General features: G+C 49.3%; 14 protein-coding genes and 1 other annotated feature. Of the genes, 11 read left to right on the top strand and 3 right to left on the bottom strand.

The genetic code is table 11. From position 1 onward, the window contains the following. Positions 1-51: 51 nt before the first annotated feature. Positions 52-1,923, bottom strand: coding sequence for a DEAD/DEAH box helicase (locus AC50YO_RS13520; protein WP_494847648.1), 1,872 nt, complete (start codon positions 1,921-1,923; stop codon positions 52-54). Between the two features lie 130 nt (positions 1,924-2,053). On the opposite strand from AC50YO_RS13520, the gene AC50YO_RS13515 reads away from it, so the two are divergent. The 4 genes from AC50YO_RS13515 (at position 2,054) to AC50YO_RS13500 (ending at position 3,935) form a co-directional block, all read left to right on the top strand. After that, entirely contained in the window at positions 2,054-2,251 is a 198-nt protein-coding gene (locus tag AC50YO_RS13515) for a YwbE family protein (RefSeq protein WP_494847643.1), read from the top strand. Between the two features lie 11 nt (positions 2,252-2,262). Continuing rightward, positions 2,263-2,565 (top strand): hypothetical protein, encoded by a 303-nt coding sequence (locus AC50YO_RS13510; RefSeq protein WP_494847642.1) that lies wholly within the window; start codon positions 2,263-2,265, stop codon positions 2,563-2,565. A gap of 78 nt (positions 2,566-2,643) precedes the next feature. After that, positions 2,644-3,402 (top strand): GNAT family N-acetyltransferase, encoded by a 759-nt coding sequence (locus AC50YO_RS13505; protein ID WP_494847640.1) that lies wholly within the window; start codon positions 2,644-2,646, stop codon positions 3,400-3,402. A gap of 53 nt (positions 3,403-3,455) precedes the next feature. Then, a complete protein-coding gene (locus tag AC50YO_RS13500) occupies positions 3,456-3,935 on the top strand; it encodes a VanZ family protein (RefSeq protein ID WP_494847639.1) in 480 nt (159 codons plus the stop codon). Between the two features lie 33 nt (positions 3,936-3,968). Here the strand turns inward: AC50YO_RS13500 and lplA are convergent, their stop codons facing one another. Beyond that, positions 3,969-4,961 (bottom strand): lipoate--protein ligase, encoded by a 993-nt coding sequence (lplA, locus tag AC50YO_RS13495; RefSeq protein ID WP_494847637.1) that lies wholly within the window; start codon positions 4,959-4,961, stop codon positions 3,969-3,971. Between the two features lie 143 nt (positions 4,962-5,104). On the opposite strand from lplA, the gene AC50YO_RS13490 reads away from it, so the two are divergent. Beyond that, positions 5,105-5,383 (top strand): hypothetical protein, encoded by a 279-nt coding sequence (locus AC50YO_RS13490; protein ID WP_494847635.1) that lies wholly within the window; start codon positions 5,105-5,107, stop codon positions 5,381-5,383. Between the two features lie 79 nt (positions 5,384-5,462). After that, positions 5,463-5,679: a binding site (T-box leader), on the top strand. Positions 5,680-5,762: 83 nt separating this feature from the next. After that, positions 5,763-8,201, top strand: coding sequence for a leucine--tRNA ligase (gene leuS, locus AC50YO_RS13485; protein WP_494847633.1), 2,439 nt, complete (start codon positions 5,763-5,765; stop codon positions 8,199-8,201). 42 nt (positions 8,202-8,243) lie between these two features. Here leuS and comER read toward each other — a convergent pair whose 3' ends face one another. Then, positions 8,244-9,083, bottom strand: a complete 840-nt coding sequence (gene comER / locus AC50YO_RS13480; RefSeq protein ID WP_494847631.1) for a late competence protein ComER — start codon at positions 9,081-9,083, stop codon at positions 8,244-8,246. A gap of 179 nt (positions 9,084-9,262) precedes the next feature. Here comER and AC50YO_RS13475 point away from each other — a divergent pair, with 179 nt between their 5' ends. The 5 genes from AC50YO_RS13475 (at position 9,263) to AC50YO_RS13455 (ending at position 14,573) form a co-directional block, all read left to right on the top strand. After that, on the top strand, positions 9,263-9,760 hold the full coding sequence (locus AC50YO_RS13475; RefSeq protein ID WP_494847629.1) for a ComEA family DNA-binding protein: 498 nt from the start codon (positions 9,263-9,265) through the stop codon (positions 9,758-9,760). 166 nt (positions 9,761-9,926) lie between these two features. Next, entirely contained in the window at positions 9,927-11,222 is a 1,296-nt protein-coding gene (locus tag AC50YO_RS13470) for a homocysteine synthase (protein ID WP_494847627.1), read from the top strand. 122 nt (positions 11,223-11,344) lie between these two features. Next, entirely contained in the window at positions 11,345-11,878 is a 534-nt protein-coding gene (locus AC50YO_RS13465; protein WP_494847626.1) for a deoxycytidylate deaminase, read from the top strand. 195 nt (positions 11,879-12,073) lie between these two features. Beyond that, positions 12,074-13,063, top strand: coding sequence for a ComEC/Rec2 family competence protein (locus AC50YO_RS13460; RefSeq protein WP_494847625.1), 990 nt, complete (start codon positions 12,074-12,076; stop codon positions 13,061-13,063). Further along, positions 12,954-14,573 (top strand): DNA internalization-related competence protein ComEC/Rec2, encoded by a 1,620-nt coding sequence (locus AC50YO_RS13455; RefSeq protein ID WP_494848109.1) that lies wholly within the window; start codon positions 12,954-12,956, stop codon positions 14,571-14,573. The genes AC50YO_RS13460 and AC50YO_RS13455 overlap by 110 nt, the downstream gene beginning before the upstream one ends. Positions 14,574-14,788 lie beyond the last annotated feature (215 nt).

Raw genomic sequence — 14,788 nt, 5'->3', positions numbered from 1 at the left:
ACAACTGCTGGTTAGCAGGGTGATCAAAAATAATTACTTGAATATTTGATTCTATCTCTTGCGGCCTCGGCTGCTAGGTGCAGATGAACGTGAACCGCCTTTGCTGCGATCTGCACCAGAGGAGCGACCGCCGCCACCGCGATTAGCTTGATTGCCCCCAAAATTACGTGAGCTAGTGCTGCCGCTCTTGCGTGATGAATTGCCACCGCCTTCACGTGGAGTTCTTCCTCCGCGTTCAGCACCGCCAGTGTCACGTGAGCTCCAGCTGCCGCGCTCAGCGCCGCCAGTATCACGTGGAGCTCTTCCTCCACGCTCAGCATCGCCAGTGTCACGTGAGTTCCAGCTGCCGCGCTCAGCGCCGCCAGTATCACGTGAAGCTCTTCCTCCGCGCTCAGCACCACCAGTGTCGCGTGAGCTCCAGCTGCCGCGCTCAGCGCCTCCAGTATCACGTGAAGCTCTTCCTCCGCGCTCGGCACCACTAGCACCGCGAGGGGCCCATCCGCCACCGCCGCGTTTAGCTGGGCCTGAGTTGCGTGAAGCGCCGCTCTTGCCTGTACGGCGCTCGCCTACGCTCTCTTTTGTCGCCCACGGGTTACCTTCGCGTTCTCCTCCTGCTGTACGGGAGTCATCCGGCTTTTTGCGTCCACCGCTATGCGGACGTTGACCATTACGGTCGCTTCTGCCGCTTCGTCCGCCTTGGGAAGGCTTGGAGCCTTGTCCACGGCGCCCTCCACGTTCTTGGCCTTTGTCATCTTTACCGGATACCCGGGCTGCTGGGCGTGGAGAACGGTCTGTCTTAAGCGTACCGTCTTCACCCATAATCCGGCGTTCCAGAACAGCGCTAATGCTGCGCTCGATATGCTGAACAGCACCGCGATCATAAGGAGATACGAACGTTATAGCGCTGCCTTTTTGCCCAGCGCGACCTGTTCTGCCGATTCTGTGAATATAAATCTCAGCATCCTGCGGTACGTCGTAGTTGAACACATGTGTAACACCTTCAACATCGAGTCCTCGTGCAGCCACATCAGTCGCGACCAGTATTTGCAGCTTCGCATCACGGAACCGCTTCATGACTTGTTCACGCTTGGCTTGCGTCAAGTCGCCATGCAGCTCGTCCGAAGCAAAGCCATGATCCTGAAGCGCCGAGTTCAATTTCTTAGCACGGACCTTGGTGCGGCAGAAAATGACGGCGAGGTAAGGCTGCTGATTCTCAATCAGCTTGATTAGTGCATCTTGGCGGCCGCGATCTGAAGTTTCGATTACATATTGCTTAATGTTATCCAGTGTGACATTCGCACTTTGAATGCGGATGTCCACAGGTACCTTCATATAGTTCTCTGCCAGACGCTTAATTGCTTCAGGCATTGTAGCTGAGAACAGCATCGTCTGACGAGCCTTTGGCGTCTGGACTACGATGCTCTCGACTTCTGGAAGGAAGCCCATATGAAGCATTTGGTCAGCTTCGTCGAGAACGAGCATTTTGAGCTTGCCAAGATTAATGGTTTCGCGTCTCATATGGTCGATCAAGCGTCCCGGTGTTGCTACAACAATATGTGGAGCGTTATTGAGCTTGCGAATCTGCGCATCAACATCCTGGCCGCCATAGGCTGCAAGGACCTTGACGCCTACTGCAGGAGCAAGCTTGGCCAGTTCGCTCGTAATTTGAATCGCGAGTTCTCTAGTAGGGGTTAGGATGAGTGCTTGAACCTGCTCTTTGTCCACATCTATTTTTTGCAATATGGGCAAGGCGAAGGCAATGGTTTTGCCTGTCCCCGTCTGTGCTTGCGCAATGACATCCTGGCCAGCGAGAAGTACTGGAATAGCTTTCTTTTGGACAGGAGTCGGGTCCGTTATCCCATCATGCTGAAGCCGTTCTACTATCGCCGGGATAATGCCCATTGCATTAAAATCATTTGACATTGGTATATTTCCTCATTTCATCTACATCGTTTGATGTTTAGTATAACAGTTGTGCCCCTTAAGTGCATCTTTCGATTACATATGCTATGCTGATTTCGACATCTTTTGCGTAAAGGAATGGTAATAGACGATGAATGGAACAGTTCGCGCCTCGGTAAAGCCTGGGCTTGAAGTCGATATTGTACTTAAGCAGGATCAAAGAACTGGCAAGCTGACTAGAGGAATTGTGAAGGATTTACTAACGAATTCGGCAAACCACCCCCATGGCATAAAAGTTCGATTAGCGGATGGACAGGTCGGCCGGGTCAAACATATTTATGTGAAATAAGGAGAGGGAGCATGGCATTCGGTATTACGAGATCCGAGCTGCAGCAATGGAAAAGCAAGGTATCTAGCGGAGAAATCGCTTTTTTAACCCATTACTGGATCGATCCCAGATTCCCAAATCTGACAACGGTAACGAAAGTCGGATGTGCCGACATGGACAAGCTCGTACGCTGGTGCGAGGCAAATGGATTGAACCCCAGCTATATCCATGACCGCGAGCAATATCCGCATTATGATCTGATTGGAATGAAGCAGAAGGAAATTCTATTGAAGGAACGTCTCCACGATCAGTTGGATCGGTTCCATATCTGCTAAATTTAGTGTTGAATGCTGAATCATCTGCCTATATAGTTAATCATAACTAATTTTTGTTAAAAAATAGGTGGTGATTGTATGCATTCCGAGCATCTGAGACTGGAAGAATTAAATATAGAAGGTTGGCCCGCGCTCCAAACGATTGATTATGGGGGGTGGCTGCTGCGATTATCGAACGGCTATACCAAAAGAGCAAATTGCGTGATCCCTTTATATGGAGGCTTCGACAATTGGCAGGAGAAGATACGCTACTGCAAGCAGCTGTATGCAGAGCAGCAGCTGGATTCCATTTTCAAAATAATTCCCTCCCTACAGCCTCCTGAATTGGATCGCCAACTGGATGAATTCGGCTACTCGCTTATTGAGCCTGTATTCGTAAAGACGGTTCCGCTAACCTTACGTATTATTGAACCGTTCACCGGCGCCTTTCGTGTGGACACGCAGGTGAGTGAGCAATGGCTGGATGATTATAAGGGTATGAGCCCTTTGAGCGGAGCGAATCTATCAACGATGAAGAAGCTTCTGGACAGCATTCCATTTAAGAAGCAATTCGTTGCTTTCTATCAGGAGGGGGTTCCGGTCGCATGCGGGCTGGGCGTACTCGATAAAGGATATATTCAGCTGTATGATATCGTCACCGATCCCCGGTATCGAAATCTAGGCTATGGGGAGCAATTGGTGCGGTATTTGCTGCAATGGGGGAAGTTGCACGGTGCTTCATTCGGTTATTTGCAAGTTGTGCAAAACAATGTGCCAGCCAATCGTCTTTACGATAAATTTGGCTTTACCACGCAATACGAATATTGGTACAGGGTTAAAAAATGGGTTGATGACTAGCATGAGGCTCCTGCTTCCTGAGGGAAGCAGGAGCCATGAAGGGAGACAACAGGATGTCGAATCCTCATCCACTGTTCCGCGGAGCTATAGCGTTCTTGCTGGCGTGTTATACGCTTTGTCTATTATATTGGATGTTCATCGGTTTTGGCAGAGGCATGCATAGAAGCACCGAAATGAGATATAATCTAGAGCTTTTTTATACGATCAAAAGCTATTTTTTACATTATGATCACTATAATTTTCGTACATGGCTGGTGAATATGGGCGGGAATATCGCGGTGTTTATTCCGTTTGGAATAGGGCTGCCAATTGCTTTTCGCTGGGGAATTGCCAAGACGCTGCTTATGTTCACGCTCTTTATATCCTTGCTTGAAGTGCTGCAAATGGTAAGCAGACGCGGCAGTCTCGATGTAGACGATATTGTATTGAACCTGCTCGGCGTTATAATCGGCTGCATGATCTATTTATGGGGACGCCGCACATTAGCTCGTACAAAAAGAGAAAAAAGCAAAGTCCGGGCACGCTCATTTTGAATGAGCCGGTACTTTGCTTTTTTTGTTCCTCTATTATAAAAGCAGCTCTAACCATTCTTCCTTCGTGACAGGACCAAAGTAGTAAGCAAGGTCCACGTCGCTTAGTAGCTCGTTTAATGCTCCTGCTTCATACCTTGTTCCAATAAGCTTGGCAGCAAGCTCGCTGCTGTCGCCACGACCGAAGAAATCACCATAAATGATCGCGTCGACAATTATTCCATCCTCTACCTGCAAGCGAACATCAAATGTGCCAGCCGCATTGATCCGCTTGGCCTGACGGACATTAAACGCTGGAGACCTGCCATAATTCCATTCCCAGCTGCGATAACGCTCATCCGCTAATTTATTCACATTCAACCAATCCTGCTCGGTTAGTTCATAGAATGGTATTTGCTCCTCACCTTCAAAGATAGAAGATAGAAGGCTTTGCCTTAATTGCTCGATTGTCATCGGCGATTCTAGAAATTCGGAAATGTTGGCTACACGGCTGCGGATCGATTTGGTCGATTTGGAGACATATTTCTCGGCATTAGCTTTAAGAGCAGACACGACATTCTCAATCTCTGAGTCAAAAAGAAGGGTGCCATGGCTGAACATTTTCCCTTTTGTCGAGAATTGGGCATTGCCTGATATTTTGCGTTCACCGACCTGCAGATCATTGCGTCCTGTCATTTCGGCCTCAACACCAAGCTTACGCAGCGCTCGTACGACCGGCTCAGTGAATTTTTTGAAGTTATGGAAGGACTGTCCGTCATCTTTCATAATAAAGCTAAAGTTCAAATTGCCGAGATCATGATAGACGGCTCCACCGCCTGATAAACGGCGTACGACATGAATGCCGTTGTGTTCTACGTATTCGGCGTTAATCTCTTCGACCGTATTCTGGTTCTTGCCAATAATGATGGAAGGCTCGTTTATGTAGAAGAGTAAATAATCATCATCGTCAGGGAGTGACCGAAGAATATATTCCTCAAGTGCCAAATTGAGCGATGGATCTGTAATGTTATTGTTGCTAATAAAGCGCATAGCTTCTCTCCTCCAGTATCTTGATGCTAGTCTTTCTTTATTATAACCTCAAGGGGAGCAGTTTTCATGCGGGATTGAAAAATCAATGAGTTCATTGTTACACCGGAATATAAAGGGAATGAAAGGCTGAGGATACAATTATATTGACAAGCAGTTCAGAATTTGATGGATATGAAATTGAATTAAAACCAGGTATGCAGGTGGTTCTGCCTTTATTTGCGGAAAAGGGAAGTAAAGAAGGGAAGTACAGCACGACCAAATTTGGTGCGTATTATATTGTGGATGATGGTTACGTGCTGTCTGCTGTAGATGAGAAATTTGAGATTAAAGGTATCGATTTCACATTCGCCAAAAAAATGAATGGGCAGAAAAAAGATCAGCTTATTGAAAAAATTAAACAATTAAAGAAAGTAGAACAATAAGCTGGAGCAAAGATTGGCTGGTTCTATCTTGACACGCGGTTTCTGCTTCATTATAATCGAAGCTAATCGTATTTTCTTATAATTGGCGTTGAAGAGGAGCAAGTAATATTACGGAGCATGGCTTAGAGAGCCGGCGGTTGGTGCAAGCCGGTCATGCAGTGATATGAATCTCGCCTTGGAGCCGTGCGTGATGAGCGCACCGAATGGCCTGCGTTAAAGGCGACGAGTGAGCGGAAGGCAAAGCATGCCTGCCGTTAACTAGGGTGGTACCACGGGAGCAATCTCTCGTCCCTAGCGATAATACGCTGGGGGCGGGAGTTTTTTTGTTGTCTACGAAGCTTAAGCTTGGCTTCGCAAAACTTTGAAAAGGAAGTGCAGGATGAGTCAGGAACAGCAATTTCACGGCTATAATCCACTTTCGGTAGAACCGAAATGGCAGAAATATTGGGATGAGCATGCAACCTTCAAGACGACGGAGGACCCAGAGAAGAAGAAGTTTTATGCGCTGGACATGTTCCCTTATCCATCTGGAGCAGGCCTTCATGTTGGACATCCAGAAGGCTACACGGCAACCGATATCGTATCTCGCTACAAGCGCATGCGCGGCTATAATGTGCTTCATCCGATGGGCTGGGATGCATTCGGCCTGCCTGCTGAGCAGTACGCTTTGCAGACAGGACGCCATCCGCGGGAAATTACAGTAGAGAACATCAATAATTTCCGCCGCCAGATTAAGTCGCTTGGATTCTCCTATGACTGGGAACGTGAATTCAGTACGACAGATCCGGACTATTACAAATGGACGCAGTGGATTTTCATCCAATTGTATAATAAAGGCCTTGCTTATGTAGCAGAAGTACCAGTGAACTGGTGTCCAGCTCTTGGAACGGTGCTTGCGAATGAAGAAGTTATTGACGGCCTGAGCGAGCGGGGCAACCATCCGGTTATCCGCAAGCCGATGCGTCAATGGATGCTGAAGATTACGGAATATGCAGAGCGGCTGCTTGAGGATCTTGAGGAGCTTGACTGGTCAGAGAGCATCAAGGATATGCAGCGCAACTGGATTGGCAAATCAACAGGGGCAGAAGTGACCTTCGCGATCGATGGTTTTGACGCTTCACTCGCTGTATTTACTACTCGCCCAGATACATTGTTTGGAGCGACTTATTGCGTACTTGCGCCTGAGCATGAATTGGTAGCGCAAATTACAACTGCAGAGCAACAAGCAGCTGTTGAAGCTTATAAGGATGCGGCAGCTCGCAAGAGTGATCTGGAGCGCACGGATTTGGCGAAGGACAAAACAGGTGTATTTACAGGCGCTTATGCCATTAATCCGGTTAATGGAGCAAAAACACCGATCTGGATTGCCGATTATGTGTTAGCAGGCTACGGAACAGGGGCTATTATGGCTGTGCCTGGCCATGATGCACGGGACTGGGAGTTTGCGAAGCAGTTCGAACTGCCGATCATTGAGGTTGTCCAAGGGGGCGACGTAACGAAGGAAGCTTATTCCGGAGATGGAGCTCACGTAAATTCCGAATTCCTCAATGGCTTAAATAATGAAGAAGCGATTGCTGCAATGATCAAGAAGCTTGAGGAATCAGGCAAGGGTCAAGGCAAAGTAACCTATCGTTTGCGGGATTGGCTGTTCAGCCGCCAGCGCTATTGGGGTGAGCCGATTCCTATTCTTCATCTGGAAGACGGCACGATGAAGCCAGTGCCTGAGGACCAGTTGCCGCTGGTGCTTCCGGATGTTGAGGCGATTACGCCATCTGGAACAGGTGAATCACCATTGGCTAACGTTACGGATTGGGTGAACACTATTGATCCAGAGACGGGCATGAAAGCACGCCGCGAGACGAATACAATGCCGCAGTGGGCAGGCAGCTGTTGGTATTACTTGCGGTTTATCGATCCGAAGAACGAGAAGGAAATTTGTTCGCCAGAGAAACAGAAGGAATGGCTGCCTGTTGACCTGTACATCGGTGGAGCTGAGCATGCGGTGCTTCACTTGCTCTATGCCCGCTTCTGGCATAAAGTATTGTACGATCTTGGTGTCGTAGCGACCAAAGAGCCTTTCCACAAGCTGGTCAACCAAGGTATGATTCTGGGCATGAACAATGAGAAGATGTCCAAATCCCGCGGCAACGTTATCAACCCTGACGATATCGTAGGTGAATTTGGAGCGGATACACTGCGCATGTATGAAATGTTCATGGGGCCGCTCGAAGCGACGAAGCCTTGGAATACGAACGGTGTAGAAGGAACCTACCGCTTCTTGAGCCGTATTTGGCGCTTATTCGTGAATGAAGATGGTACTTTAAGCCATAAAATTACCGATGGAGAAACGAGTGACGTATTCAAACGGACATGGCATCGGTCGATTAAGAAAGTAACCGACGATTTCGATAATCTGCGGTTCAATACGGCGATTAGCCAATTAATGATTTTCGTTAACGAAGCTTATAAGACAGAAGTATTGCCGCGTGAAGCGATGGCTCAATTCTTGCAGATGCTGTCTCCTCTTGCTCCTCACATTGCAGAAGAGCTGTGGGAGAAGCTTGGCGGAACCTCATCCATTACGTATGAGCCTTGGCCAACCTATGAGGAAGCTTGGACTGTTGATCAAGAGGTCGAGATCGTCGTTCAAGTTAATGGCAAAATTATCGAACGCCTCTCCATCGCCGCTGATACAGATGTAGCGGAAATGGAACGGCTCGCCAAAGAAATCGATAAAGTACAAGAACTGATCGAGGGCAAGACAATTCGCAAGGTTGTAGCCGTAAAAGGCAAGCTTGTCAATATTGTTGCTAATTAAATAGGTTCAGGAAGAGGTGAGTGGTCTACAGCTGAAGCACAGCTATTGACCGTTCACCTCTTCGCCGTAAAAGGCGATCGAAACTTTTGCCACATCCTCATCGAATTTGGCATGAGTAGTACGTATGAGCCGATTGAACATGCCGTCTGTCTCACGCCCGAGCAGTTGCAGCGCCTGAGCAGTTATGCCGCCTGGTACAGCCACTCGATTATGAACCTCAGCGGGAGTCATGCCGCTTTGCGTAAGCAGCAAGCCAGTCCCGAGCAGCATCTCGCTTGCCACTTTGGTAGCTTCATCCCGGTCTATGCCGGTTTCGGCAACAGCAGCATCAATGAATTGCTCTAGCAAAAAAGCAATGAATGCCGGGCCGCAGCTTGAAAGGTCGGATACGATGCGCGTATAAGGCTCGCTAATGCGGAGCGGCTCACTAATATACTTTAATAGTGATTCGAGATGCTGACGATCTTCATGATTGACACGGGAGCCATAGATGCAGAGCGTTGCGCCGCTCCAAGCACAGTTGGTGACGCTGGGGATCACCTTCGCTATTTTGCAAGGCGCTATTTCTTCCAGATGAGCGATAAGCACAGGGCTTGTAATAGAAACAAGCAGCTGCTCAGGCCGAATGGCAGGCAGGATGTCATCTATTACTTTTTTGAATTCAAGCGGTTTGACGCATAGAAAAATAAGGTCACAGCCAACAACAGCCTTCGCATTTGAATATTCGGCTTTGATTCCTTTGAAGCGATTCGCCAAAGCCTGCGCTTTTGCAAAAGTTCGGTTGCTGATGACGATTTGGCTCGGGTCCAGCGCTCCAGATGTAACGAAGGCCTCTATAAGCAAGCTGCCCATTGAGCCAGTGCCAATGAATCCGACTCTCATACTCAACCCTCCTTAAAGGTAAATGTATTCGGATAATAAAGCGTTCTGTCAGCAAAATGCGGCAGCATTGTCCTTTTTCTTACGCTTTATTTGCTCTTTTAACTTATTCATTATGACTTGGCAGTTATGTCATTTGATCCGTACTATTTTTCTCATGAGGAGAGGAGAAGATCTAAAGCATGGATAAGAAAAGCAAACTTATTGCTGGTCTATTAGTTGCTGTAGCTGCAGGATTGTTCGTGGCGGCACTGTATGCCCCGAAGAAACACGAGCCAGAAGGGTGGATCGCGCTGAATAGGTCGGTTGAGGCAGCGCTGCAGCAGCCGAGAGAAGGAGAGCTGTCTTTGCAGGAAGAGGCTCAGATAGAGCTTCCCTTGCAGATAGAGACTGATGTAGAGAATGTAGCGGTTAAGGAGAAGACGTTTGTGGAGGCACCAATAGCAAGCGAAGCGCCGACAGCGGTGTCAGAAGAGGACGATGGCAAGGTGGACCTTAATCGCGCATCTGCGGCGGAGCTGGATAGCCTGAAGGGAATCGGGCCGGGCAAAGCGCGCGCTATTGTCGAGGATCGTGAACGGAACGGCCCTTTCCAATCCGTCGACGATTTGGAGCGGGTAAAGGGTATAGGTCCAAAGGTGCTGTCGGGATTGAAAGATAGCGTTGTAGCCTGTCCATAATTGTGAGAGAATGGTAGGAGGGTAGGGAAACCTTCCCATCCGATTAAACCATTTCTTTAGCAACATGCTTATTACAGCTCTACGTTTACGTATGACAAAACCCGAGCCGCATGCTTTCGAAGTGGTTTTTGCTTGGCAAAAACTATAATTGAGGAGTTGTTTAGCAATGTCAGACCAACGTAAGCTCTCTCTCGAAACGCTATCCGTACACGGAGGCCAGGAAATCGACCCGACTACTCTTTCTCGTGCGGTACCTATTTACCAAACAACCTCGTATGGATTCCGTGATACGGATCATGCAGCGAATCTGTTCTCCCTTCAAGAGTTTGGTAACATTTATACCCGTATTATGAATCCGACAACGGATGTGTTCGAGAAACGTGTGGCACTGCTGGAAGGAGCCCCCGCTGCACTAGCGGTTGCATCTGGACAAGCTGCTATTACTTACTCGATTCTGAATATTGCTGGCGCAGGTGACGAGATCGTCTCGGCAACTAGCCTGTATGGCGGCACTTATAATCTATTCTCTAATACATTGAAGAAGCTGGGCATTGATGTGAAGTTCGTTGATCCTTCTGATCCTGAGAATTTCCGCAGTGCGATTACCGATCGTACAAAAGCATTGTATGCCGAGACAATCGGCAATCCGAAGGGCGATATTCTCGACATTGAAGCAGTGGCGGCTATTGCCCATGAGAATGGTATTCCACTAATCGTAGACAGCACGTTCTCCAGCCCTTATTTGCTTCGTCCAATTGAGCATGGTGCGGACATTGTTGTTCATTCCGCAACGAAGTTTATCGGCGGACACGGTACTTCGATCGGTGGTGTGATTGTTGATGGCGGCAAGTTCGATTGGAAGGCAAGCGGTAAGTTCCCAGGCTTGACTGAGCCGGACCCGAGCTATCATGGTGTGGTCTATACAGATGCAGTAGGTCCAATCGCGTATATTATCAAAGCGCGGGTACAACTGCTTCGCGATATGGGCGCGGCTTTATCGCCATTCAATTCCTTCTTGCTTTTGCAGGGGCTTGAAACTCTCCACTTGCGTCTTGAACGCCATAGCTCAAATGCGCTTGCTGTCGCCAAATATTTGGAGAAGCATGAAGCAGTAGAGTGGGTAAGCTACCCTGGTCTGGAAAGCCATCCATCGTACGAGCTTGCACAGAAATATTTGCCGAAGGGTCAAGGAGCGATTCTGACATTCGGTATTAAAGGCGGCGTTGAGGCAGGCAAGAAAGTAATCAATGCAGTAGAGCTGTTCTCGCATCTGGCGAATGTAGGTGATTCCAAGTCGCTTATTATTCACCCGGCAAGCACGACGCATCAACAGCTGTCAGGGGATGAGCAGGAAGCAGCTGGCGTGTCTCCAGGATTGATTCGTCTATCGATCGGGACAGAAGGTATTGATGATATAATTGCTGATCTGGAGCAGGCCCTTCAGATCAGCCAGCAAGGCTAAGGCGATTAAGCTCCGCCTTCTCCAAGTAATATCAACTAGAGATAATAGATGGTTCGGCAATAAATCGGATCAGGTATATGAGTCGATCCCCGAACTGTAAGCAGCAAGGAGTGGATGCAGGAATGTTACAATCTCATACTCAGGATGCTTCACGCAAAGACTGGGATACTTATTTTATGGATATTGCCTACATGGTATCTACGCGTTCACGTTGTCCGCGCCGCCATGTAGGGGCTGTTCTCGTTCAAGGGAAGAAGCTGCTCGGTACCGCTTATAATGGCGCGCCAATGGGTGTTCATGATTGTCTGGAAGCAGGCTGCATGATCTCGGAGGAGTGGGAGGTTAAGCTCGAGGATGGCAAGGAAAGCATGGTGAAGAAGCAGCGCTGTATTCGCACCATTCATGCGGAGCAGAATTTGCTGTTATTCACAGACCGTGCAGATCGCGAAGGCTCAACGGTATATGTCACGGACCAGCCCTGCTGGACCTGCGCCAATATGCTAGCTAATAGCGGCGTGCAGGAAATTGTGTATCACCGGGGCTATCCGAAGGATAGTGATAAAGTCGGCTTGCTCATGGAGCAGAAAGGCATCCTGTTCCGTTCATTGGAAGGGTATGAGCCTCCGCCTCAGGCCAATATGTCGATTACTGTGTAAAAGTTAATGAAGAAGTGGGGAAGAACCTCTGATTACACCTTTTGGTGTGGCTGGAGGTTCTTTTTTTATGCTCTGGGCTGAGCAATAAGACGAAGGAGATGGAGTCTATTGAATAGAAGGCCTATCGTGTGGTTTGCTATATGTTTTGTATTCGGCAGCTCGGTAGCGGCCGGGCTCGGCATGCTAGGTGCACTTATGACTATTGCTGCGCTAGGCTTGGTGCTGCTAGCTGTAGCTTTGCGTGGTCAGGCAACATGGCAGCTAGCGGCTATTTGTTGGCTTGGCTGCGCCCTGGCCGCTGGAGAGCGGATGTGGGCGGATGCCCGTAATGTTACCGCGCTGCCGGACTTATTGGCAGCGGCAGAGGGGCCTCGCGCTTCCTTCGAAGCGGAAGCGCACGGTGTGATTGTATCCGCGGTCGAGGTCGACGGTGACCGCGTGAGCTTTCGCGTGACGGCTGACGTCGTCCGCGTACAGGGCGATCAGGCGCCGCGCAAGCTTCGCGAGCGCCTGATCGTGCATGTGCGGCTGGAGCAGCAGCCGCATCAGGACATCGCCGCGGCGTGGCAGCGCGGCGACCGCGTGCGCATGGCTGGCAAGCTGACGCTGCCAGCCGGCGCATCGAATAGCGGCGGCTTCGATTACCGCCGCTACCTCTACAGCCAGCGAATACACTGGCTGTTCAAGGCTACGGGCATCGGCGCGATAGAGACGTCGCCGGGCCCGCCCTGGCATGCGGCCGCGCTGCTGGGCCGCATGGATAATGCGCGCAGCTGGCTTGGCGCGCATCTGGACAACATATACCCGGAAGAGCAGTCCGGGTATATGAAGGGTCTTGTCCTCGGCATTCGCGAGGACCTCGACCCGCAGCAGTTCCAGCAGTTTACGCGGCTTGGGCTCACGCATATTTTAGCTATATCAGGGCTTCATGTAGCTGTATTTATCTATGTACTGGGCGCCGTTTTGCGTTTTTGCAGAATGACGCACGAGCGTATGCTTATTGTGCTTATGGCGGCTGTCCCCTTTTATGTATTGCTGTCGGGGGCTTCCCCCTTCAGTTATGCGCGCAGGGATTATGGCGGTGCTTGCTTTGCTTGCTGCGCGAGCGGGCAAGCTCAAGGATGGTCTGCATATTTTGGCGGCAGCCGCGATTGTAATGCTCATAACAGACCCCTATTATATTGAAGATGTCAGCTTCCAGCTATCATTTATCGTAACAGCCGGCTTGATCCTATTCGTTCCTTACGTAAGAAGGGCAATGCCTGCATGGAGCCGAGGTGGGGCGCTGCTCGATTTGGCGGCGGTAACAATCGTCTCGCAAGCAGCCTCCTTCCCTGTCAGTATTTATTATTTTAATCAGTTTCATCTATTGTCGATGCCAGCAAATTTCCTCCTCGTTCCTTTTATCAGCTTTATCATTATGCCAATAGGCGCAGTATCTCTAGCCGTCAGCTCTTTATGGCCGCTTGGAGGGAAGCTGCTCGCATCTATTAGTGTATATGCGAATAAGCTGACCTTCCTATTCGTGGATAAGCTATCGGAGGTCGATGCGCTGCGATCTCTATGGGCTAGTCCGCCTTTGTGGTGGATCGGGGCCTGGTATTTGCTGTTGTATATCATTTGTCGCCAGCTTCCTGCTAGAGCAGCATCCGCAGCAATTGTCAGCTCAGAGCAATCGGCAGAAGCATTCCCGCTTGCCCAAATGAATGAACAAGATACAATCCCATTAGATCAAGATAGAGAATATGCTTCTCATAGGCGACGATCTGGGCGGCTAACGCTTGCCTTTACAAGCATAGGGGTCTGCGGGCTTCTCTTGTATGCCTATTTTCCTGACCTCTTTGATCGCAATGGAAAGGTTCATGTTCTCGACGTTGGCCAGGGGGATGCGATACATATTCGTACGCCGGGAAGAAAGAACATACTGGTGGATGGAGGCGGTACTCTTTCTTTTCGAAAGCCAGGGGAGGAGTGGAAGGAGAGGAGCGATCCTTTTGAGGTGGGCGGGAAGGTAGTCGTTCCCTTGTTAATGAAGCGAGGGGTGCATCAGATCGATTTGCTCGTCGTATCTCATCTGGACTCCGACCATATTAGAGGGCTCAAGGCCGTTATTGAGGCTATGCCGGTCAAAGCGATTCTATGGAATGGAACGAAGAAACAAGAGAAGGATGCCGTTGCTCTATTGGAGCAGGCATTGACCGCCGAAATTCCATTATATCGGGCAGAGGCTGGACAGCGCTGGCTGCCTGACGAGCAGACGCTGCTTGCCGTCTTGTGGCCGCCGGCTCCACAGCAGGAGAGCAAAGCTATCCCTGAAAGGGAGGAGCAGAACGAAGCAAGTGTAGTCCTTCATGTGAAAATGTATGAGTATTCCTTCTTGTTGACTGGGGATATTGGTGCCGCAACAGAGCGATCCATCCATACCTTATGGGCAGATGAGGGACTGACCGCTGATGTGCTGAAAGTGGCTCATCACGGAAGCCGTTTCTCAACGACCGACGAATGGCTGCGCTTTTGGCAGCCATTCCATGCGGTAGTATCTGCAAGTGCGACGAATAGCTACGGCCATCCGCATCCAGATGTATTGAAGCGTTTGCAAAAGTCGGCCGTAGGCTTGTCACGAACAGACCTTAATGGAGAGGTTGCCTATAAGGTGAAATCAAAAGGGCTGTATATAAGGCAGGTTAATAGCTGAAGACGTACATGAAGGAAATTATAGGAAAGAAGGGAAAGGAACTCGCTATATACGGGGTTCTTTTTTTTTGTTATTCTTTAATGTGGAGTTCTCTTTTTATTTAGCCTATATTGTTGGTTGAAGGCTTAAGCGAGCAGCATTACTGAATGCGTCAGAGAGCTTGCTGATGAACAGCTTAATTTGAGCATTTCACAATGGACGAATGCGAAAATCTC

The organism is Paenibacillus sp. J22P59, assembly GCF_059383895.1.
Note: the sequence above shows the minus strand (reverse complement) of the source record. Positions and strands in the feature narration are given on the sequence as shown.

Excerpts from the sequence above, each read along its gene's own strand:
- AC50YO_RS13515 (WP_494847643.1), top strand. The coding sequence starts at position 2,054 with ATGAATGGAACAGTTCGCGCCTCGGTAAAGCCTGGGCTTGAAGTCGAT.
- AC50YO_RS13510 (WP_494847642.1), top strand. The coding sequence starts at position 2,263 with ATGGCATTCGGTATTACGAGATCCGAGCTGCAGCAATGGAAAAGCAAG.
- leuS (WP_494847633.1), top strand. The coding sequence starts at position 5,763 with ATGAGTCAGGAACAGCAATTTCACGGCTATAATCCACTTTCGGTAGAA.
- lplA (WP_494847637.1), bottom strand. The coding sequence starts at position 4,961 with ATGCGCTTTATTAGCAACAATAACATTACAGATCCATCGCTCAATTTG.
- AC50YO_RS13465 (WP_494847626.1), top strand. The coding sequence starts at position 11,345 with ATGTTACAATCTCATACTCAGGATGCTTCACGCAAAGACTGGGATACT.
- AC50YO_RS13505 (WP_494847640.1), top strand. The coding sequence starts at position 2,644 with ATGCATTCCGAGCATCTGAGACTGGAAGAATTAAATATAGAAGGTTGG.
- AC50YO_RS13460 (WP_494847625.1), top strand. The coding sequence starts at position 12,074 with ATGACTATTGCTGCGCTAGGCTTGGTGCTGCTAGCTGTAGCTTTGCGT.
- AC50YO_RS13500 (WP_494847639.1), top strand. The coding sequence starts at position 3,456 with ATGTCGAATCCTCATCCACTGTTCCGCGGAGCTATAGCGTTCTTGCTG.
- AC50YO_RS13455 (WP_494848109.1), top strand. The coding sequence starts at position 12,954 with ATGGCGGTGCTTGCTTTGCTTGCTGCGCGAGCGGGCAAGCTCAAGGAT.
- AC50YO_RS13475 (WP_494847629.1), top strand. The coding sequence starts at position 9,263 with ATGGATAAGAAAAGCAAACTTATTGCTGGTCTATTAGTTGCTGTAGCT.
- AC50YO_RS13470 (WP_494847627.1), top strand. The coding sequence starts at position 9,927 with ATGTCAGACCAACGTAAGCTCTCTCTCGAAACGCTATCCGTACACGGA.
- comER (WP_494847631.1), bottom strand. The coding sequence starts at position 9,083 with ATGAGAGTCGGATTCATTGGCACTGGCTCAATGGGCAGCTTGCTTATA.
- AC50YO_RS13520 (WP_494847648.1), bottom strand. The coding sequence starts at position 1,923 with ATGTCAAATGATTTTAATGCAATGGGCATTATCCCGGCGATAGTAGAA.